Annotated in this window: 12 protein-coding genes and 2 pseudogenes; 8 read left to right on the top strand and 6 right to left on the bottom strand. The window is 59.3% G+C overall.

The window, feature by feature from the left end:
* Positions 1–9 precede the first annotated feature (9 nt).
* Complete coding sequence (locus ACZ89E_RS09515) at positions 10–639, bottom strand: glutathione S-transferase family protein (RefSeq protein WP_476255467.1); 630 nt, start codon at positions 637–639, stop codon at positions 10–12.
* A gap of 349 nt (positions 640–988) precedes the next feature.
* Between ACZ89E_RS09515 and ACZ89E_RS09510 the strand changes: the two genes are divergently transcribed.
* From ACZ89E_RS09510 to ACZ89E_RS09495, 4 genes are all read left to right on the top strand, one after another.
* The gene (locus ACZ89E_RS09510; RefSeq protein ID WP_463260357.1) at positions 989–2,113 is read left to right on the top strand and encodes an HDOD domain-containing protein; all 1,125 of its coding nucleotides are present in this window, start codon (positions 989–991) and stop codon (positions 2,111–2,113) included.
* 87 nt (positions 2,114–2,200) lie between these two features.
* A complete protein-coding gene (locus tag ACZ89E_RS09505; protein WP_149658425.1) occupies positions 2,201–3,910 on the top strand; it encodes a two-component system response regulator in 1,710 nt (569 codons plus the stop codon).
* A 71-nt stretch (positions 3,911–3,981) separates the two neighbouring features.
* A complete protein-coding gene (locus tag ACZ89E_RS09500) occupies positions 3,982–8,520 on the top strand; it encodes a PAS domain-containing hybrid sensor histidine kinase/response regulator (protein WP_476255466.1) in 4,539 nt (1,512 codons plus the stop codon).
* Positions 8,520–9,467, top strand: a complete 948-nt coding sequence (locus ACZ89E_RS09495) for a diguanylate cyclase (RefSeq protein WP_476255465.1) — start codon at positions 8,520–8,522, stop codon at positions 9,465–9,467. Before ACZ89E_RS09500 ends, ACZ89E_RS09495 begins: the two co-directional genes overlap by 1 nt.
* 90 nt (positions 9,468–9,557) lie before the next feature.
* On the opposite strand, the pseudogene ACZ89E_RS09490 reads toward ACZ89E_RS09495, so the two are convergent.
* Positions 9,558–11,508, bottom strand: a pseudogene (locus tag ACZ89E_RS09490) (DNA topoisomerase III).
* Between the two features lie 173 nt (positions 11,509–11,681).
* Here ACZ89E_RS09490 and ACZ89E_RS09485 point away from each other — a divergent pair.
* Positions 11,682–12,341, top strand: a complete 660-nt coding sequence (locus tag ACZ89E_RS09485; protein ID WP_476255464.1) for a LysR substrate-binding domain-containing protein — start codon at positions 11,682–11,684, stop codon at positions 12,339–12,341.
* A 15-nt stretch (positions 12,342–12,356) separates the two neighbouring features.
* On the opposite strand, the gene ACZ89E_RS09480 is transcribed toward ACZ89E_RS09485, so the two are convergent.
* Both ACZ89E_RS09480 and ACZ89E_RS09475 read right to left on the bottom strand, forming a co-directional pair.
* Entirely contained in the window at positions 12,357–12,686 is a 330-nt protein-coding gene (locus ACZ89E_RS09480) for a DHCW motif cupin fold protein (RefSeq protein WP_149658420.1), read from the bottom strand.
* A 54-nt stretch (positions 12,687–12,740) separates the two neighbouring features.
* Positions 12,741–13,682 carry an AraC family transcriptional regulator gene (locus tag ACZ89E_RS09475; protein ID WP_476255463.1) on the bottom strand — a complete coding sequence of 314 codons (942 nt, stop codon included), beginning with the start codon at positions 13,680–13,682 and terminating at the stop codon, positions 12,741–12,743.
* Positions 13,683–13,840: 158 nt separating this feature from the next.
* Here ACZ89E_RS09475 and ACZ89E_RS09470 point away from each other — a divergent pair, with 158 nt between their 5' ends.
* From ACZ89E_RS09470 to ACZ89E_RS09460, 3 genes are all read left to right on the top strand, one after another.
* A complete protein-coding gene (locus ACZ89E_RS09470) occupies positions 13,841–14,674 on the top strand; it encodes an oxidoreductase (RefSeq protein WP_476255462.1) in 834 nt (277 codons plus the stop codon).
* A 148-nt stretch (positions 14,675–14,822) separates the two neighbouring features.
* On the top strand, positions 14,823–16,232 hold the full coding sequence (locus ACZ89E_RS09465) for a serralysin family metalloprotease (RefSeq protein ID WP_476255461.1): 1,410 nt from the start codon (positions 14,823–14,825) through the stop codon (positions 16,230–16,232).
* A 289-nt stretch (positions 16,233–16,521) separates the two neighbouring features.
* On the top strand, positions 16,522–16,890 hold the full coding sequence (locus ACZ89E_RS09460) for a DUF427 domain-containing protein (protein ID WP_149658416.1): 369 nt from the start codon (positions 16,522–16,524) through the stop codon (positions 16,888–16,890).
* Positions 16,891–16,898: 8 nt separating this feature from the next.
* Here the strand turns inward: ACZ89E_RS09460 and ACZ89E_RS09455 are convergent, their stop codons facing one another.
* Positions 16,899–18,158 carry an NAD(P)/FAD-dependent oxidoreductase gene (locus tag ACZ89E_RS09455; RefSeq protein WP_476255460.1) on the bottom strand — a complete coding sequence of 420 codons (1,260 nt, stop codon included), beginning with the start codon at positions 18,156–18,158 and terminating at the stop codon, positions 16,899–16,901.
* Positions 18,151–19,729, bottom strand: a pseudogene (locus ACZ89E_RS09450) (aldehyde dehydrogenase (NADP(+))). The gene ACZ89E_RS09455 and the pseudogene ACZ89E_RS09450 overlap by 8 nt, the downstream one beginning before the upstream one ends.
* Positions 19,730–19,743 lie beyond the last annotated feature (14 nt).

The raw sequence follows: 19,743 nt of genomic DNA, 5'->3' as shown, positions 1-19,743 counted from the left end.
CTTTAAGGCTCAGTTGGGCGCGAAGTCATATTTTCCGCCTGTTTTCAACGCCGCGGCATAGGCCGGGCGGGCCTGGAAACGTTCAACCCACGCAGCGATGTGCGGATAGTCACGCAACTTGCCCTGGGCCCGGGCGATCTCGCCGATAAAGCTCATCTGGATATCCGCAGCGCTGAGCTCATCGCCGAGCAGGTAATCGGAACCGCTCAGTGCGGTGTCGAGGTAGCTCAGGTAGTTGGCCACTTCCGAATTGATCCGTGGATGCAGCGGCGCACCGGCTTCACCCAACTTGCCGACATACAGATTGAGCATCAGTGGCAGCATGGCCGAGCCTTCGGCGAAGTGCAGCCATTGCACGTATTGATCGTAGGCGGCGGTGGACGGATCAGGTTGCAAACGACCCTGGCCATGACGGCGGATCAGGTAGTCGATGATCGCGGCGGACTCGATCAGCTTCTGCGCGCCATCCTCGATTACCGGGGACTTGCCCAGGGCATCGATGGCTTTCAGCTCCGGTGGCGCGAGGTTGGTCTTCGGATCGCGCTGATAGAGCTTCAGTTCGTAGGGGATGGCCAGTTCTTCGAGCAGCCAGAGAATGCGCTGGGAACGGGAGTTGTTCAGGTGGTGAACGATGATCATGGTCGGTGCCTTTTCAGAAAGTGGGGCTAACGCCTGGCTTGAGCAACACTAGACCATTCAGGGCTTGCCGAAGTGCCCTCAGGCGTTGCGGTCATCTTCAACTTCCGCCAAATGCCTCGCGAGCCTGTGCCTTGTTGAGCGCTTGTATAGTTTGCTGGTGAGGAATAGATTCGAGCCTCAAGGATGCCATCTTGCCATCAGCCAAAGGGAAATTGCCGTGACTGACTCAAATTCGCTTGGTTACAACCTCATCCATTGATCTCAACGACATCAATTTTTTGCAGGTGGCCGATAATCCTGGTTCCTAAGGCGTTGTGAAGTTGAGTGTCAATCCAGTGAGGATTACCGAATGCGAGTGATGATTCTGGATGATGACCCCTGGATATCAGATCTTTTAAAACAGCTCGTGTTGAGCATCCGCCCGGTTGCGCAAATCGATTGCTTTATCGATGTCGCCAGTGCGTTAGACGCCTGGCAGCCGAACACTTACCAGTTGGTTATGGCCGACTGGAATCTGCCGGATGCTCCCGGCGTCAACCTGCTGCAGAAAATTCGCGAAAAAGACCAGGATACGCCGCTGATCATGATCACCGGTCGCGCTGATCGAGACAGCGTGCTGGCGGTGAAATCGCTGCGGATCAGCGCTTTTTTCACCAAGCCATTCCAGGTTTCGCGCGTCGTACAGTTTCTCGACGCACTCCTTCCGCTTGATGAGCCCCCCCAGACCGTCACGCTCAATACTGAAGACCTGATCAGCTATCTCAGTGGTTTGTCTGCCGATGAGTTGGACTTGCCTTTGCTGGCCTCGGTAAAGGACAAGCTTCAACTAGGCTATGGCGGGGCGTCGATGGATTTGCGCGAACTCGCCAATGACTGGCAGCACGACCCGGCGCTGTGCGCCCATTTGATCGCGGCAGCCAACGGTGCCGCGTATCTCGGGCTCGGCCAGCGCTGCACGAATTTGAACGGTGCCCTGACACGGTTAGGAGGGCTTACCAGCGTGAACCTGGCGATTAGCCAGGCCCTGCGACAGACTAATACTCAACTTGACGGCATGTTGATGACGCTCGTCCAGGCTCATTTGGATGATGCTGAGCAGTTGGCTGAGAAGGTTGTTCTATTGGCTCAACAATGCGGTTTGGACCCTGCGCCCTTGCAGTGTGCAGCCCTGTTGCACCGCATGGGCGAGCTCTGTGTGCTTTACCAGACCCGGAAATGGGAGAACCAGGGCAATAGCGTGGACGAAGAAACGCTCTCGCACGCTGTCCGCGATTTTGCAGCGCCTTTTGCCGTTCGCTTGAAAGCACGCTGGGGACTGCCTATGGTTCTACGTGAGTTGATAGGCGCTATTTATGCGCTGCCTCCCATGCAAGTTCGGCGCGAACAAGTGGTGATGCGCCTTGCCGCCGCCATGAACAACGGTGAATCCGAAGCTGACGTCGAAAGACTGCAACGATTGGCCGGCCTGGCCTGAGCCAGGCCGGCTGGATGTTCCGGTGCAGATAGAAGCTGTTCAGGATGGCTTGTCACTCAATGAAAGGGATTTGGCAGGAGTAACGGAATGCACGACAAGACGTTCAGTCTCAAACCCATCCTCCTGATCGTCGATGACCAAGTCACCGATCTAAGAGTCCTGAGCACGGCAGTGAAAGATTTAGCTGAAGTCTATATCGCCCAAAATGGTCAGCAGGCGCTTGAGATTGCGCGCCAATTCAGGCCCGATGTGGTTTTGCTCGACATAGAAATGCCAGGCATGAGCGGCTTCGAGGTGTGTCGGGCGCTAAAGTCTGATCCCGAACTGTTGGATGCAGCGGTCATTTTTGTCAGCGCTCATACGCAGACAGCCGATGAGCTGCTCGCTCTGGAGTGCGGCGGCGTGGACTTCATTCAAAAGCCGCTGAATGTCCCGGTTGCCAGAGCCCGCATCAAAGCTCATATCGCCTTGCGCAAGGAGGCGAAGAGGCTTGCCAATCACGATGCATTGACCGGGCTGCCCAACAGAATACTGTTGCAGGATCGTACCGAGCAGGCGCTACAAAAGGCTCGTCGCAACCATGGCCGTGTGGCGATGCTGCTGCTGGATCTGGATAACTTCAAAGTCATCAACGATTCGATGGGCCACTCGGTTGGCGATTTGGTGTTGCAAGAGGTTGCATCGCGATTGTCGAGATCCCTGCGTTTGGAGGATACCGTCAGCAGACAAGGAGGGGACGAGTTCATCCTCCTCCTGCCGGAGGTAGTCAGTTTCGATGCCGTTGGCGACTTCGCTGAAAGGGTGCTCGCCACAATCTCCAGTCCTTTTTCAATCCAGGCAAACCGATACGACCTTTGCGCGAGCATCGGCATCAGTGTGTTCCCTGAAGACAGCTGCGATGTGGAATCGCTTTACCGGCACGCCGATGCCGCCATGTACCAGGCGAAGCTTTCAGGCCGTAATCGCTATTGTTTTTTCTCTTCACATATCGAGAGCAGCCTGCGTGCCAGGCACCTGCTTGAGCGCCATATGCGTAGCGCCCTGGAAGAAGGTGTTTTCGAGGTTTTTTACCAGGCGAAAATTGATGCCCGGTATCACCGGATCATCGGGATGGAGGCGCTGATCCGCTGGCGCAATCATGACGGTGTCTTGATTTCACCTGCCGATTTCATTCCTCTGGCAGAGGAAACCGGGCTGATCATTCCCATTGGAAAATACGTTCTGCTCCAGGCCTGCAAGGACACGAGGGTGCTTCGTGAGCAGGGTCATGACATTTCTATTAGCGTGAACATCTCTGCCGTGCAGTTTCGCGAAGCCTCCTTTCTGGACATGGTGAAAAGCATCCTGGTCGAATCCGGACTGGAAGCAAGATTCCTGGAACTGGAGATTACCGAAGGGGTGCTGGCCAGGGAAATTGATAACGCTCGAGAGACCCTCTTTCTTCTCAAGAACCTCGGGGTTCGCATTTCGATCGACGATTTCGGCACCGGTTATTCGAGCCTGGCTTATCTCAAGCGATTTCCCATTGATGTGCTGAAAATAGACCAGAGCTTTGTGCGAGATATGCTCACCGACAAAAGCGATTCGGCAATCATTGAAGCGATCATCAAGCTGGGCCAGGCGCTAGGACTTGAATTGGTGGCCGAAGGTGTAGAAACCCAGGAACAGGCCGATACGCTTCTGAGGCAGGGCTGCCAGATCATGCAAGGTTATTTGTATTGCCGTCCGATTCCTTTTACTCAGATATCTTCATTTTTATCGTCCGGGCTTAACGTTGATGTTGCGCATACGAACTAAGCTGCTGACGCCCCCCCAACTGGGTTAGAACCTTAAAAATTGAAGGCTTTCAGGTCTTCTGCAACGGGGCAATGCGGGTGAGAAAGCATAAGTTTTTTGCATTGAGCTGGGGAGTGGTCATCACTCTGGCGGTGGGGGCGGGGGCAAGCATTCTAGGCGGCTGGATCCTTGACCGCGTTAACCAACAGCAGGCTCAAGAAGCGATCGTAGCGGCCACCGACGAAGCCGCAGATTTGGTTTTAACTCGCCTTAATCTTTACCAATACGGATTGCGGGGCGCTCGTGGAGCGGTGCTGACGGCGGGTGAGCATGGCGTCAGTCGTGAGATTTTTGATCAATATAATCAAACGCGCGACCTCGCTGTCGAGTTCCCCGGCGCAAGTGCCTTGGGCTTTATCAGGCGTGTCCTGGAGCAGGATGAAAGCGAATTTCTCAAGCATGCCCGGGCCGACGGAAAAGCTGATTTCTCCATTCGCCAATTCTCACCCCATTCAGGCGAGCGTTACGTTGTCCAGTATGTCGACCCTGTTGAGGGTAACCAGGCTGCAATTGGCTTGGACATCGCTTCGGAAACTTCGCGGCGAGAGGCTGCACAATCCTCGATACAAAGCGGTGCGGCACGGATCACTGGGCCCATAACGCTTATACAGGCCCAGGGGAAACCGCAGCAGTCCTTCCTGGTGTTGTTACCCATCTTTCGTGGCGCAGTGACTCCGGCAACTGCTGCTGAACGCGAGGCCGCCGCTTTTGGCTGGAGCTATGTCGTGTTGCGCACGGAGGAGGTACTCAGAGGCCTGCGCATAGAAAATGAGACGGTACATCTACGATTAAGGGATATCACCGTCCCAGGACAAGAGACGCTGTTTTATGAAAGCACCGACGACTCGGCTCGCCGTGAAACACTGATGACCCATCAGATGGAGTTCGAGGTCTACGGGAGACGGTGGAAAATCGAACTCGACGCAAACGCGCTGTTCATTCAGCGCCTACACCAGGTCTCACCAAAAGTTGTGCTGTTTTTCGGTGGTTTTCTCACGCTGCTTCTGGCGACCCTGGCGAGTGTCGTGAGCGTCAGCCGTCAACGTCGGCGGCAGATATTTGCCGAGCAGGCAAGGCTGGCTTCCATCGTTGAAAGTTCGGCAGATGGCATTATCGGAAAGACACTCGATGGCGTCGTCACCAACTGGAACAAAGGTGCCGAGTACCTATTTGGGTACACCGCCGAGGAAGCGGTGGGGCAGACGCTCGCCGATTTGATTGTTCCGGCAGCACTTGTCACCGAGGAAGCTCATATCCTTGCGCGCATCAGGGCGGGAGAGCGTATCGGTAGCTTTGACACCCAACGCCATCACAAAGACCAGCGACTGATCGATGTCTCCGCCAGCATTTCACCCATTTATGGCGAGGGTGGTCGCGTCGTTGGGGCCTCCAAGACCTTAAGGGATATCTCGGAGAAAAAAGCAGCTGAGGCCCGGATTCTGGAACTCAATTCCAACCTTGAGGAGCAGGTTGCGCAGCGAACGTCCGAGTTGCGGCATCTCAATCTGCTGTTGGGCACGGTGCTACGCTCGGCTACCGAGGTTTCGATCATTGCGACGGATCTCGATGGCGTTATCAGAGTGTTCAACAAAGGTGCCGAGCATTTGTTGGGTTATGACGCCGAGGAGTTAGTAGGCAAAGACACCCCCGCGCTCTTCCATGTACCCGAAGATGTGGCTGCCCGTGGTGTAGAGCTGAGCGAGGAGTACGCTCAGCCCATCATCGGTTTTCGTGTGCTTACCCATAAACCTGAGCTTGAAGGCGCAGAAACCCGAGAGTGGACTTACATACGCAAGGATGGTTTGCGGGTTCCTGTCACGCTGGTGGTCACTTCCATGCGCGACGCCGAGGGGGTGTTGAGCGGTTACCTGGGTATCGCCGTAGACATTACCGAACGTAAAGCGGCAGAAAAGGAACTGGCTGCGAGCCTGAAGACAACACTGGAACAACGCAGCGAACTGATGGCGGTGCACGATCAGCTGCTGATGGCGGCTGAAGTGGCCGAACTGGGCGTCTGGTCCTGGACCTTGACTGACAATGCCTTGAAGTGGAATGACCGCATGTTTGAGTTCTACGGGCAGCCTTTGTCGTTGCGCAATACCGGCCTGGGTTATGAGCACTGGTACTCGCGTGTTCACCCAGATGATGTTGTGGCCGCGGCTGCAAAGTTGAAGGGTGCTGTCGAGGGCACGGATGTGTATGACACCATTTTCCGTGTCGTTCGCCCCGACGGCCAGACCCGTTTCATACAGGCCGGCGCGCAGATAGAACGCGGTCCGGGCGGTGAAGCTTTGCGCGTGACCGGTATCAATCGGGACATCACTGCCCAACGCGAACTCGAGTCCCATCTGCTTCACGCCAAGGAACAGGCCGATGCAGGAAGTGCGGCCAAGTCTGCCTTCCTGGCCAACATGAGTCATGAGATACGCACACCGATGAACGCCGTGCTGGGTATGTTGCAGTTGGTGCAGAACACCGACCTGGATGGTCGCCAACTCGATTATGTGAGCAAAGCGCAGTCCGCAGCGAGATCACTGTTGGGTTTGCTCAATGACATCCTCGATTACTCCAAGATTGAGGCGGGCAAACTGCAACTCGATGTGCATCCCTTCGAGCTCGAACCACTCATGCGTGACCTCGCCGTCGTGCTGGCAGGCAACCAGGGCCAGAAAGAAGTCGAGGTCATGTTCGATCTGGACTCCAATTTACCCAACGATCTGATCGGCGATAGCCTGCGACTGCAACAGGTGCTGATCAACCTGGCGGGTAATGCCCTCAAGTTCACTTTGGAAGGCCAGATCGTGGTCAGCGTTGAACAACGGCTGCGCACGGAAAACACTGTGAGCTTGCGCATCGCCGTTTCTGATACGGGTATCGGTATCAGCCCGGAACAACTTCAGCGTATTTTTGAAGGCTTCACTCAGGCCGAGGCTTCAACTTCCCGGCGCTTTGGTGGTACAGGCCTGGGCCTGGTGATCTGCAAGCGGTTGGTCGCGTTAATGGGCGGTGAACTTCAGGTGCAAAGCCAGCAAGGTGTGGGGAGTCGTTTCTGGTTCGATATCACTCTGGATGTAGCGCCAGCGTCTCTGCCGAAATCCACCCACCCTGAAGCCGATGTGTCCATACGGATTCTGGTCGTCGACGACAACGCCATGGCGGGTGAATTGCTGTTGCGAACTGTTCATGCATTGGGATGGAAAGCTGACCGCGTGAGTGGTGGCACGCAAGCGGTGGAATGGGTGAAGAAAGCCCAGGCGTCAGGTAATGCCTACGACGTGGTGCTGATGGACTGGCGGATGTCCGATATGGATGGGCTGAGCGCTGCGCAATTGATCCATCAGCAGGGTAACGGTGTGCCACCGCCGGTAGTCATTATGATCACTGCTTACGGCCGCGAAGTATTGGCCGACGCCCACCAGGCGGGAGAAGCTTCCTTTGTGGGTTTTCTCACTAAACCTGTCACTCCCAAGCAGCTGGCCGATGCTGTTGAGCTTGCACTCAACGGCAAAGACCTGCTGCATTCCCCCCTTTCCCGGTCAACGGTTGACCGGCCCCGGCGTCTGGCCGGGCTGCGGCTGTTGGTGGTGGAGGACAATATGCTCAATCGCCAGGTTGCCGATGAGTTACTGACAAGGGAAGGCGCGGAGGTGAGGCTGGCGGGAGGCGGACTGGAGGGTGTCAGCAAGGTGATGAGTGAGCGCTTCGACGTTGTACTGATGGATATCCAGATGCCGGATATTGATGGCTTGGAGGCGACCCGTCGCATTCGATCAAACCCGCGTTTTGCAACGCTTCCGATCGTGGCGATGACCGCCAATGCCTCCAATAGCGACCGTGAGGCGTGTTTTGCCGCCGGGATGAATGAGCATGTTGGCAAGCCCATCGACCTGGAACAACTTGTCGCAACGCTGCTCTTGCAGGTGGGCCGTGAGGGCATCCAGGCAGTTTCAGGCCTGGGGCAAACCATGATGGGCGAAGGCATTATGGATTCCCGGGCGTCAATCGTTGATCGTTTTGGTGGCGACCTCGATTTGATCCGCATCGTGCTGAAAAACTTCGGCCCGGAGCTGGAAAAACAGCTGATCCGGTTGCACGAACAGATCCAGCAACAAGACGCAGCGGGGGCCGCTTTCGTGCTCCATACCATTAAAGGCAGCAGCGGCACCATGGGGGCCAAGGCGCTGTCAATGCTGGCTGGTAATCTGGAGCACAGATTAAAAGATCCAGCGTCTGCGGCGAACATCTTTGCTGACGTCGCCTGGTTTGACGAATTAAGCAGGTTACTGCAACTCAGTCTTGAGCAGATGACTGTCGACTTTGGTCAGAGCCCTCCAGCAAACATCAGTACTGGCAACGAAATCATGAAACCGACACAGTGGAAGCAATCCCTTGAAGAGATTTTGCTATTGCTGGAGGCGGGTAATCTTCAAGCCCTGGAATTGACCGACGCATTGGTGGCAAAAACCCCGCCATCACTGCGACCCCGGTTCGACGAATTGGTGACCAGGGTCCAGTCGCTGGACTTTTCGGCCGCGATGCCGATCGGTCGTGACCTGCTGAGATCTGCCTGATGAAACAATCGATGGAAACCTGGTTGCCGCATCCCCACAGCCGTCCAAAATTGCTCATTGTCGATGATCAGCCGACGAATATCCGGGTACTGCATGAGCTGTTTCGTGAGGACTCTGATGTCTTTATGGCCACCAGTGGTGAACAGGCGATCACCGTATGCCAGGCTCAACAGCCTGATTTGATACTGCTGGATGTGGTCATGGAGGGCATGGACGGGTATGAAGTATGCCGTCGACTCAAGGCTGACCCGGCCACCCAAGGCATTCCCATCATCTTCATTACCGCACAGCAACAGGAGTCAGAGGAGCTGCTGGGCCTGGAGCTGGGTGCGGTGGATTTCATCAGCAAACCCATCAATCCAGTTATTGTTAAAGCTCGGGTGCGAACACATCTGACCCTGAAGTTACAGAGCGATCTGCTACGGACCATGGCGCTGATGGATGGCCTTACGGGGGTGGCCAATCGGCGCAAATTCGATGAGGACCTTTCCGCCGATTGGCGCCAGTGCTTTCGAGAGCAAAAGCCGCTGTCGCTGATCCTGGCGGATGTCGATTTTTTTAAACGCTACAACGATCGATATGGGCACCAGGCTGGAGACGGCTGTCTGAGAGCCGTTGCCCAGGCATTAGCTGAAACGGTTAGACGCCCCTACGATCTGCTGGCTCGATATGGCGGCGAAGAGTTTGCCTGCGTTTTGCCCAATACTGATCTTTCTGGAGCGGTCGAGATTGCGACACGAATGCAAGCGGGTGTCAGGGCATTGGATATCGAGCATTCTGCGTCTGATGTTGATCGTGTGGTGACTATTTCACTAGGCGTCGCCACATTGACACCCTCGGGTGATCTTGATTTCCAGGCCTTGATAGAAGCAGCAGACAAGCAACTCTACGAAGCGAAGAGCGCTGGCCGGGGCAGGGTATGCTCATCTTCAATGGCGCCCAGTTAAGGTCCCCTTGCGCTGAGTCTTAAAGGCAAGTGTTGAATCAAAAGCTTGCGCCAATCTAAAACGCCCCGTTGTTGCCTGGCTGCCCACCCATTACGCTTTGCTCGCTGGTTTGGCGGCGCGCTTGGCGCCGGTCGCCGGTTTGCGCGCCGTGGCCTTGCGTTTTTTCTTCCACGGCGTGGCGCCGCGACCGGCCGGGCTCGCCGGGCCGCTGATGGTCATGCTCAGGCCTGCGCAACGGGCGACTTGCTTGCTCATCCACGCGGCCTGTTTGGTGACGAATTCCTCCAGGCTCATTTCACCGCTTTGCACCATGTCCAGGGCCTGTTCCCAGATCGCCGTGGTGCCCGGATCGGCGATGGCCCGCGGTACGGCGTCGATCAGGCTGAACGCTGCCGGCGTTGCGGCCAGGGCCTTGCCGTTCTTCACCAGGTAACCCCGGTCGAGCAGGCCCTGAATGATCGAGGCGCGGGTCGCTTCGGTGCCGATCCCGGTGGTGTCCTTGAGTTTCTGCTTGAGCAGCGGGTCTTCCACCAGTTTGGCGACGTTCTTCATCGCCTTGATCAGGTCGCCCTCGGTGAATGGCTTGGGTGGTTGAGTCCAGAGGTCCTTGAGTTTGACCTCGTCCACCGCGCAATCCCGTCCTTCGGCCAAGGCCGGCAGGGTTTGCGGCGCTGGCGCCTCACGGCCCTTGGCCGGGGCGAGGGCTTCGGGCAGGGGCACGTTTCCAGCCCGGTTCGACGATCTGCTTGCCCACGGCGCGCAAGGCTTCACCGGCACAGTCGAAGTCGGCCTGGGTGCGGTCATATTCATGGTTGGGCAGGAACTGCGCCAGATAACGTGCGCGGATCAAGGTGTAGACCGCCCGCTGCTTGCCAACCAGCCGTTCGAGGTTTTTCGCGGCGGCGGTGGGGATGATGCCGTGGTGCGCGCTGACCTTGGCATCGTTCCAGGCCCGTGAGCGGCGTTGAGGCTGCAGATGCTCGTTCAACGCGTTCAGGCTCGGATCGGCCTGGCGCAGCGCCGCGAGAATACCGGGAGCTTCGCTGTGCTGGCTGACGGGCAGGAACCCGCAATCGCTGCGCGGGTAAGTGATGACTTTGTGGGTTTCGTAGAGCGCCTGGGCAATATCGAGGGTTTCCTGGGCACCGAGGCCAAGTTTCTTCGAGCAGACTTCCTGCAAGGTGCCCAGATCGAACGGTAACGGCGCGATTTCTCGCATGCGCTCGGTGCGCAGCTTGATCACCCGGGCGCTCGCCGCGCCGCTCATCGCCGCTGCCGCTTGCTGCGCCAGGGCCTGATTCAGACAGCGATCCTGATCGTCACACACATCGGAAGCTGCACGCCACTGGGCGGTGAACGCGGTGCCATCGTGCAGCAGTTGCACGTCGATGGCCCAATAGGCGACGGGGACGAAATCGGCAATGCTGCGATCCCGATCCACCACCAGGCGCAAGGTCGGCGTTTGCACGCGACCCACCGGCAGCACCCCTTGATAACCGGACTGCCGGCCCAGCAGGGTGAACAGCCGACTCATGTTCATGCCGATCAGCCAGTCGGCCCGGGAACGGCCCAGCGCCGAATGATAGAGACTGAAGGTTTCGGCCCCCGGCTTGAGCGCCGCCAAGGCCTTGCGGATCGACGCATCGTCCAACGCCGACAGCCACAACCGCTGGATCGGCCCGCGATAACGGCAATGCTCCACCAGTTCCCGAGCGATCATCTCGCCCTCACGGTCGGCGTCGGTGGCGATTACCAGCTCTGTGGCTTCGCCGAGCAAGCGTTTGACCGCTTTGTACTGGCTGGCGGTGCGCGGTTTGACGGTCATCTTCCACTTGTCGGGGATGATTGGCAGGTCCGCCAGCACCCAGCGCTTGTAGCGCGCGTCGTAGGCATCCGGCGGAGCGGTTTCCAGCAGATGGCCGATGCACCAGGTCACCGTGACGTTCGTTCCCAGCCAGCAACCGTCGCCCCGGCGCTTGGCGCCGAGCACTGCCGCAATGTCTTTGGCCTGGGAAGGTTTTTCACAGAGGTACAGCTGCATAACCACCATCGTTCAAGTCGGTTTGAAGAAGGCGTACAGAATGCGCAGGGATTTTGATTGGGGCAACCTTTATCTGTATGGATATACAGATAAAAGGTTGCTGACGATGACGAAGCCTAGGCCGAAGCTTCAGTGCCGGCGACGGCTTTCCAACCGGCCAATGGTGTCAGGAAGTGCAACTCGAATCGGCGTTCGGTGAAAGCCCAGCGACCGTCTCGCCGCTGCGCATCAGCCTGCCGATGATCGCCAAACCCTTTGTGTCGATTGTCGGCGAGTTTCAATCGCACTATCCGCAGATTCAGCTCGACCTTGAATTCACGGATCGCCTGACCGATGTCATCACCGAAGGCTTCGACGCGGTCATCCGCAGCGGCGTGCCCAGGGACTCCGGGCTATCCGCGCGGCCGTTGGGCACTTATCGGATGCTCACGGTCGGATCGCCCGCCTACCTGGCTCGCCACGGTGTGCCGCAGCAGCCGGAAGATCTGCACCAGCATGCCTGCATCCATTTCCGCTTTCCCAAATCCGGCAAGTTGCAGGCGCGGCTGTTCAATCGGGACGATCAGCCCGTTGAGCTGGAACTGCCGCGCTCCATGATTTGCAATTCGGTGGAAGGACGCATGGACCTCGCCATTCAAGGCCTCGGCCTGACGTATGCCGCCGACTTTGTGGTGCGCGAGGCCCTGGCCGATGGCCGGTTGGTGGAGGTGCTGGAGGACTTCACCTGGGAGAAGGGCCAGTTCAATCTGCTCTGGCCGTCCGGGCGGCAGGTGCCGCCGAAGTTGCGGGTGTTTATTGAGTTTTTTGTCGCGAACATGCCGTTGACGCGATGACCGTTGCGCTGGCTGTCAGTCGACGATAAACAATCGCGCACCAACGGCCGTCGAGGATCGATGGGCCTCGGCGTTGTCCGCCACCTGATAACTCATGCCAGGTGTAAGGACGAATTGGCGACCATCCTCCAGCTCGGTATGCAGTTCGCCTTCAAGACAAAACAGCACATGACCCTTGGAGCACCAGTGATCGGCCAGGTAGCCCGGCGTGTACTCGACGATGCGCACCCGAATCGCCCCGAACTGCTGGGTGCGCCATAACGCACTGCCGGTTTCTCCCGGGTGTTCGGTAGGTGGGATCTGCGACCAGTCGGTGGTGCCGAAGGGGATGTTTGCAATGTCCATTTTGCGCTCCAGAGGTTGGGGTATTTCGCTGTGATGGCCCGGCACTTTAACCGCTCAATGCGAAGACACAAACACCGAGTTTTCTACCGGCGGCGGCAGCGCAAACGCACCTTTCATCCGCGCCACTTCCTCGGTAGGCGTGCGGCCAAACAGCCTTTTGAACTCGCGACTGAACTGCGAGCCGCTTTCATACCCGACGTCCGCCGCCGCCCGCGCCACGCTGTAGCCGTTGCGCACCATCAACAGCCGCGCCTGGTGCAGGCGTGTGGATTTCAGGTACTGCATGGGCGAGGTGTGGGTGACGGCTTTGAAGTGCGCGTGGAAGGTCGGCACGCTCATGTTCGCTTGCGCGGCCAGGTGTTCGACGTCGAGCCGCTCGCCGAGGCTGCCGTGGATTTTGCGCAGGGCCCGGGAGATGCGTCCGAATTGCCCGCGAGCGGCGAGGGCGGCGCGCATTGACCCGCCTTGGGCGCCGGTGAGGATTCGATAGTAGATTTCCCGCACCAGCGCCGGCCCAAGCAGGCGACCGTCCAGTGGCGAGTCGAGGGCTTCCAGAAGGCGCAGCACCGATTGGCTCAGGCGCGGTTCCATCGGCGAGGCATACATGCCTTTGGGGGCGGCGACGGGTTGGTCGTCGAGTTGCAGCATCAGGTCGGCGGCGAGGTTGAAATCCAGATGAAAATAGATCGCCAGCAGCGGCTCTTCGGCACTGGCGTCGGTTTCCATGGTGAACGGCACCGGCACCGCAACCGCCAGATAGTGTTGGGCGTCGTAGAGGTACGTCGCGTCGCCCCAGTACCCGCGTTTGCGGCCCTGACAGACGATGACGATACCCGGATCATAGAGCACCGGCGTGCGTTCCAGCGCCCGGTTGGAGCGCAGCAAACGCACATCGGCCAGGGCCGTGAGGTTGTAACCCTCATCCGGGGCGAGTTTGGCCAACAGCGCAATCGTCTGCGTCTGGCAATTGTTTTGATCTACGCCTGACTCGCTCAAAAGACCTTTCCACCCAATAACACAAGGCTCGAATGTGAACCGCTGCGAGCCGCAAATCAATCGCCTCATAGGATTAGGCAAAAGCCCCACAGTAATCGGCGTTCAGCCGTCGCCGTGGCCGCCCTATCATGGCCAACACATCACAGGAGAACGCGACCATGACGACCACCAAAACCCTCTTCATCACCGGCGTCAGCAGTGGCTTCGGCCAGGCGCTGGCTAACGAAGCTCTGGCCGCAGGCCACCGGGTGATCGGCACCGTGCGCAGCGAAACGGCGCGCATCGAGTTTGAACAGCACCCGTCGAAAAACGCTTTCGGCCGCTGCCTGGATGTCACCGACTTCAGCGCCATCGACGCGGTCGTCGCGGAAGTCGAAAACACCCTCGGTCCGGTGGACGTGCTGGTCAACAACGCCGGTTACGGCCATGAAGGGATTTTCGAGGAATCGGCGCTGGAAGAGATGCGCCAACAGTTCGATGTGAACGTGTTCGGCGCCGTGGCCGTGACCAAGGCGTTCGTGCCGTTCTTCCGTCAGCGTCGGGCCGGGCACATCATCAACATCACTTCCATGGGCGGCTTTATCACCATGCCCGGTATCGCCTATTACTGCGGCAGCAAGTTTGCCCTGGAAGGGGTATCCGACACCTTGAGCAAAGAACTCAAACCGTTCGGCATCGCGGTCACGGCGGTGGCGCCGGGCTCGTTTCGCACCGATTGGGCCGGACGCTCGATGCGCCGTTCCGAGCGCAGCATCGCCGACTATGACGCGACCTTCGACCCAATCCGCACGGCGCGCCAGGCCAAGAGCGGCAAGCAATTGGGCGACCCGGTCAAAGCCGCCCAGGCCATGTTGACCTTGATTGCCAGCGACGCACCGCCAGCGCATTTGTTGCTCGGCAGCGATGCGCTGCAACGGGTGCGCGAACGCCTGGCAAGCATGACCCGGGAGATTGACGCGTGGGAGGCGTTGACTCGCTCCACGGACGGTTGAACCCCAGGGCTATCGAGAAATTGATTAGCGTCACGTTTCAAGCTGTGTCAGTTTCACCGCGCCTGCAATGGGGCGAGTGACAGGACGATCTCGCCAAGGGATCGCCGTGGTCTGTCGAAACTGACTACTTTGAACAAGGACGTAAACCATGTCTCAAGCAAAAGCCCGGACCAGTGACGCCTACTCGACCGTCGATACGTTCAGCCACTTGTACGACCGTGGCGGCAGCGCACTGATCAACGGCAAGCCGTCGTTCACTGCCGACCAGGCGGCGGACCAGATCCTGCGCAAAGGCGCGTCCTGGCACGATCAGAATGCCGACGGCAAGATCGACCTCAGCTACACCTTCCTGACCTCGAAACCGGGCAACTACAACCCGGCCCTCGGCACGTTCGGCGAATTCAGCGCCCAGCAAAAGGCCCAGGCGGTGCTGGCGATGCAATCCTGGTCGGACGTGGCCAATGTCACTTTCCGCGAAGGCGCCGGTGGTGATGGTCACATGACCTTCGGCAACTACAGCAACAACACCGGCGGCGCGGCGTTCGCCTATCTGCCCCAGGGCAGCCAGTACGACGGCCAGTCCTGGTACATGATCAACGACCAATACCAGGTCAACAAAACCCCGGACACCAACAACTACGGGCGCCAGACCCTGACCCACGAAATCGGCCACACCCTGGGCCTGTCGCACCCGGGCGTCTACAACGCCGGCAACGGCAACCCGACCTACAACGACGTGACCTACGCCCAGGACACCCGTGGCTACAGCCTCATGAGCTACTGGAGTGAAAGCAACACCCACCAGAACTTCAGCAAGGACGGCAGCGGCGCCTATGCCTCGGCCCCGTTGCTCGACGACATCGTGGCAGTGCAGAAACTCTACGGCGCCAACCTGGACACCCGCGCCAGCGACACGGTCTACGGCTTCAACTCCAACGCCGAACGCGACTTCTACAGCGCCACCTCGGCCGCCTCGAAAGTGGTGTTTTCGGTGTGGGATGGCGGCGGTAACGACACCCTGGACTTCTCCGGTTTCAGCCAGAACCAGAAGATCAACCTCAACGAAGGCGCGTTCTCTGACGTGGGCGGCCTGGTCGGCAACGTTTCCATCGCGCATGGCGTGACCCTGGAAAATGCCATCGGTGGTTCGGGCAATGACCTGCTGATCGGCAACGCCGCAGCGAACGGTCTGGAAGGCGGGGCGGGCAACGATATCCTTTACGGTGCCGGTGGCGGTGATTCGTTGTGGGGCGGCGCCGGGGCGGACACCTTTGTGTTCGGCGCCGCCAGCGATTCGACCATGACCGCGCCGGACTGGATCATGGATTTCACCAGCGGCCAGGACAAGATCGACCTGTCGGGCATCGCCGAATTTGCTTCGGGTAATGCGACGTTGAATTTCGTCGGCGGTTTCACCGGGCACGCGGGCGACGCGATCCTGACCTGGTTTGCCGAGACTAATCAGACCAGTTTGATGGTCGATTTGACCGGCCATGGCGCGGTGGATTTCGCGGTGGGGATGGTGGGGCAGGCAGTGGCGAACGATATCGTCGCTTGATGTGAGGCAAGATCAAGAGATCGCAGCCTTCGGCAGCTCGCGCCTGTGGGCGCTGCCGAAGGCTGCGATCTTTTGATTTTGTGATCCCGTTCGGCTGCGAAGCCGTCGCGATGGCGAAACATGGGTTATACCTGACAGTCGTGGTCCAAGGTTTTGGGTCTGCTTCCCCGCCCAGCCCGTAGGAGCAAAGCTTGCTCGCGATGGCGTTACGTCGGGTACACCGCGTTTTCGTTCATCGCGAGCAAGCTTTGCTCCTACAGGTTCATCACCGTCATGAGGAACGTATTCCATGAAAAGCTCCGGTCCCAGTCCTGTCATCACCATCGCCGAGCAACCCGGCTGTCTGTTGGTGAAGTTCCACGGTATTCAGGTGGCCGCATCCGCCCGGGCGCTGGTGCTGCTGGAGGCCAATTACCCTCCGGTGTATTACGTCCCGCGCGAAGACATCGACGAAAAATATTACGCCCGCACTGACCACACCAGCTATTGCCCCTACAAAGGCGATGCCAGTTACTTCAGCTTGCAGATTCCGGGGCATGAAGGCGCCAACGCTGTGTGGACCTATGAGAACCCCAAGGTGTCGGTCGAGCAGATTCGCAACTACGTGGCGTTCTATCCTGATCAGGTGAAATTCGAGATCCTCAATGAAGTTGAATGACTTTTTTATCAGAAGCGATCGAGCCGGTACGGTTCGATGGCCGGTAGTCCATGAGACGCAGTGGCCGCCGCCATGTGGGCGATCAGCTCGGCCGTGACGGCAGCCTGAGTCAACCCCAAATGCTGGTGGCCAAAGGCGAGTAATACCTTGCCATCGCACACCCGGTCGATGATCGGCAGCGAATCCGGCAAGGACGGGCGAAACCCCATCCACGGCGTGGCGTCGTCAGCGTTCAAATCCCGGCGGAACAGGCCTTTGCTCAGCCGGTGCAACTGCCACGCACGCTCCATGCTCGGCGGGCGGTCGAGGCCGGCGAACTCGACAGTGCCGGCCAGCCTCAGCCCGGCGGCCATGGGCGTCATGATGAATTTGCGCTCCAGCGAGGTGACGGCGAACGGCAACCGATCCTGCTCGTGGGGCAACATCAGGTGATAACCGCGTTCGGTATCCAGCGGGACCTTTTTGCCGGTCAGCGCCGCGGTGAGCTTCGCCGAGTGGGCGCCGCAGGCGATCAGGACTTGGCGGGCGTTGAGAAGGCCCCGGTCGGTGATCAGCGCGACACCGTCCTCCCGCAAGTGCCCACCCTGAACCTGCTGTCTCAGGAACTGCACGCCGCTGGTCTTGGCCGCGTCGACCAGTTCGCAGACAACCCGGTACGGATCAAGAAAGTGCCCGGTGCGCGGAAAGAACAAGCCGCCCTGAATCTGTTCACTCAACTGCGGAGCAACCTCGCGTATCGCCTTGGCCTGCCAGAAATGCACCGGCACCTGCTGCTGACGCATCCGCGCCTGCAACGCTTCAATCGCCTGACGCGACTCGGCCCGCTCAAACACCAGCAACGAGCCGTCTTCCCTGAGCAAATCCGGGCGTGCAATGTCCGCCAGCAGCCGCTGCCACGCGCCCAGGCTGCTTTCATTGAGCGCGCGGATGCCGGCCACGGTGCGTTGGAACGGCGCCGGGCGCAGGTTCAACAACAGGCGCAAAAACCAGGGCAGGGCGCGTGGCAGGTATTTCCAGTCCAGGCGCAGCGGGCCCATGGGGTCCATGAGCATGGCGGGCAGGCGCTTGAGGATCGACAGGTCGGCAATCGGAAATACTTGCTCGGTGGCCAGGTGCCCGGCATTGCCGAACGAGGCGCCATGACCGGGCTCCTGCTGGTCGATCACCACCACCCGCAAACCCTGGCGGGCAAGGCGCAGGGCACAAGCGACGCCGATGATGCCGGCGCCGACCACGGCAATATCGTTCGAAGCGGACTGATTAGACATGGGCCTGGGCTTCTCTCTGGCCATCGAGCAGACGCCGCAGTTGCAGCGGATTGCCGTGCTTGAGCGCGGCCGGCAACAAGCTGTCCGGGAAGTCCTGGTAGCAGACCGGGCGCAGGAACCGCAGGATGGCGGCGGTGCCGACCGAGGTCGAGCGCGGGTCGGACGTGGCCGGGAAAGGTCCGCCATGGACCATGGCGTCGCACACCTCGACCCCAGTGGGCCAGCCGTTGACCAGCAGGCGGCCGGCCTTACGTTCCAACAGGGGCAGCAACGCCCTGGCGCTCTCCAGATCGGCGTCATCCAGGTGCAGGGTGGCGGTCAGTTGACCTTCCAGGTGCTCGATAACCTGACGAATTTCGTTGTCGTCGGCACATTGCACGACCAGCGACGCGGCGCCGAACATTTCGGCCTGCAACGTTGGGTCGCGCAGAAAATCCTGCGCCCGGGTCACGAACAAATGCGCCTGGCATTGGTTCGGTGTTTCACCCTTCAGGCCCGTGGCGGCGGTTTCTGCATGCATCAAACCCACGCCAGTCTTATAGGCCGTGGAGATGCCGGGCGTGAGCATGGTCTGCGCCGGGCTGCGTTGAACGAGATCAGCCGCTGCGCGGATGAAACGGTCCAACGCAGCGCCTTGATGGGCAATCACCAATCCAGGGTTGGTGCAGAACTGGCCAGCCCCCTGAGTGAGTGACGCGACGAAACCTTGTGCCAGCGTTTCACCGCGCGCTTGCAGGGCTGCCGGGAACAGCAGAACCGGATTGATCGAACTCATTTCCGCATACACCGGAATCGGCTCGGGCCGCGCCTGGGCCGCTTTGCACAACGCCATGCCGCCACTGCGCGAACCGGTGAAACCCACGGCTTTGATCCGCGGATCGCTCACTAGCGCGATGCCCACTTCGCGGCCCGAGCCGAACAACAGCGAAAACACGCCTTCAGGCAGGCCGCATGATTTCACCGCCCGAGCCACCGCTCGGCCCACCAGTTCGCTGGTGCCGGGATGCGCGCCATGGGCCTTGACGATCACCGGGCAGCCGGCGGCCAATGCCGAAGCGGTATCGCCACCAGCGACCGAAAAGGCCAGCGGAAAATTGCTCGCACCAAACACCGCCACCGGCCCCAACGGCACCTGACGCTGACGCAAGTCCGGACGTGGCAGGGGCTGACGTTCCGGCAGTGCGTTATCGACCCGTACATCCAGCCATTCCCCAGCGCGCACGGTGCGGGCAAAGGTGCGCAGTTGCTGGCAGGTGCGGCCACGTTCACCCTGGATACGCGGGCGCGGCAGACCGGTTTCGGCGATCGCGCGCTCGATCAACTCATCGCCTAAGGCTTCGATCTCATCGGCTATGGCCTCGAGGAATTGGGCGCGTGCCGCCAGTGGTGTTTCGCGATAGCTGTCGAAGGCTGCCGACGCCAACGCGCACGCCTGTTCGACATGTGCCTCGGTGCCACCGGGATAGGCCGGTTCAAGGGGTTTGTCGGTGGCCGGATCGATCGCCCGGATCGCTTCGCGGCTACCGAGTGATGGCGTGCCGACCGATCAGCATTTGGCCTGTCAGAGTCATGGCGCTTTCCTGGA

The sequence above is a fragment of the Pseudomonas sp. TE3899 genome, assembly GCF_056279105.1.
This window is presented reverse-complemented; position numbering and strand designations above follow the sequence as displayed.

Bases quoted from the DNA above. Each gene is read 5' to 3' on its own strand.
- ACZ89E_RS09515 (WP_476255467.1), bottom strand. From the start codon at position 639: ATGATCATCGTTCACCACCTGAACAACTCCCGTTCCCAGCGCATTCTC.
- ACZ89E_RS09510 (WP_463260357.1), top strand. From the start codon at position 989: ATGCGAGTGATGATTCTGGATGATGACCCCTGGATATCAGATCTTTTA.
- ACZ89E_RS09505 (WP_149658425.1), top strand. From the start codon at position 2,201: ATGCACGACAAGACGTTCAGTCTCAAACCCATCCTCCTGATCGTCGAT.
- ACZ89E_RS09500 (WP_476255466.1), top strand. From the start codon at position 3,982: ATGCGGGTGAGAAAGCATAAGTTTTTTGCATTGAGCTGGGGAGTGGTC.
- ACZ89E_RS09495 (WP_476255465.1), top strand. From the start codon at position 8,520: ATGAAACAATCGATGGAAACCTGGTTGCCGCATCCCCACAGCCGTCCA.
- ACZ89E_RS09480 (WP_149658420.1), bottom strand. From the start codon at position 12,686: ATGGACATTGCAAACATCCCCTTCGGCACCACCGACTGGTCGCAGATC.
- ACZ89E_RS09470 (WP_476255462.1), top strand. From the start codon at position 13,841: ATGACGACCACCAAAACCCTCTTCATCACCGGCGTCAGCAGTGGCTTC.
- ACZ89E_RS09465 (WP_476255461.1), top strand. From the start codon at position 14,823: ATGTCTCAAGCAAAAGCCCGGACCAGTGACGCCTACTCGACCGTCGAT.
- ACZ89E_RS09460 (WP_149658416.1), top strand. From the start codon at position 16,522: ATGAAAAGCTCCGGTCCCAGTCCTGTCATCACCATCGCCGAGCAACCC.
- ACZ89E_RS09455 (WP_476255460.1), bottom strand. From the start codon at position 18,158: ATGTCTAATCAGTCCGCTTCGAACGATATTGCCGTGGTCGGCGCCGGC.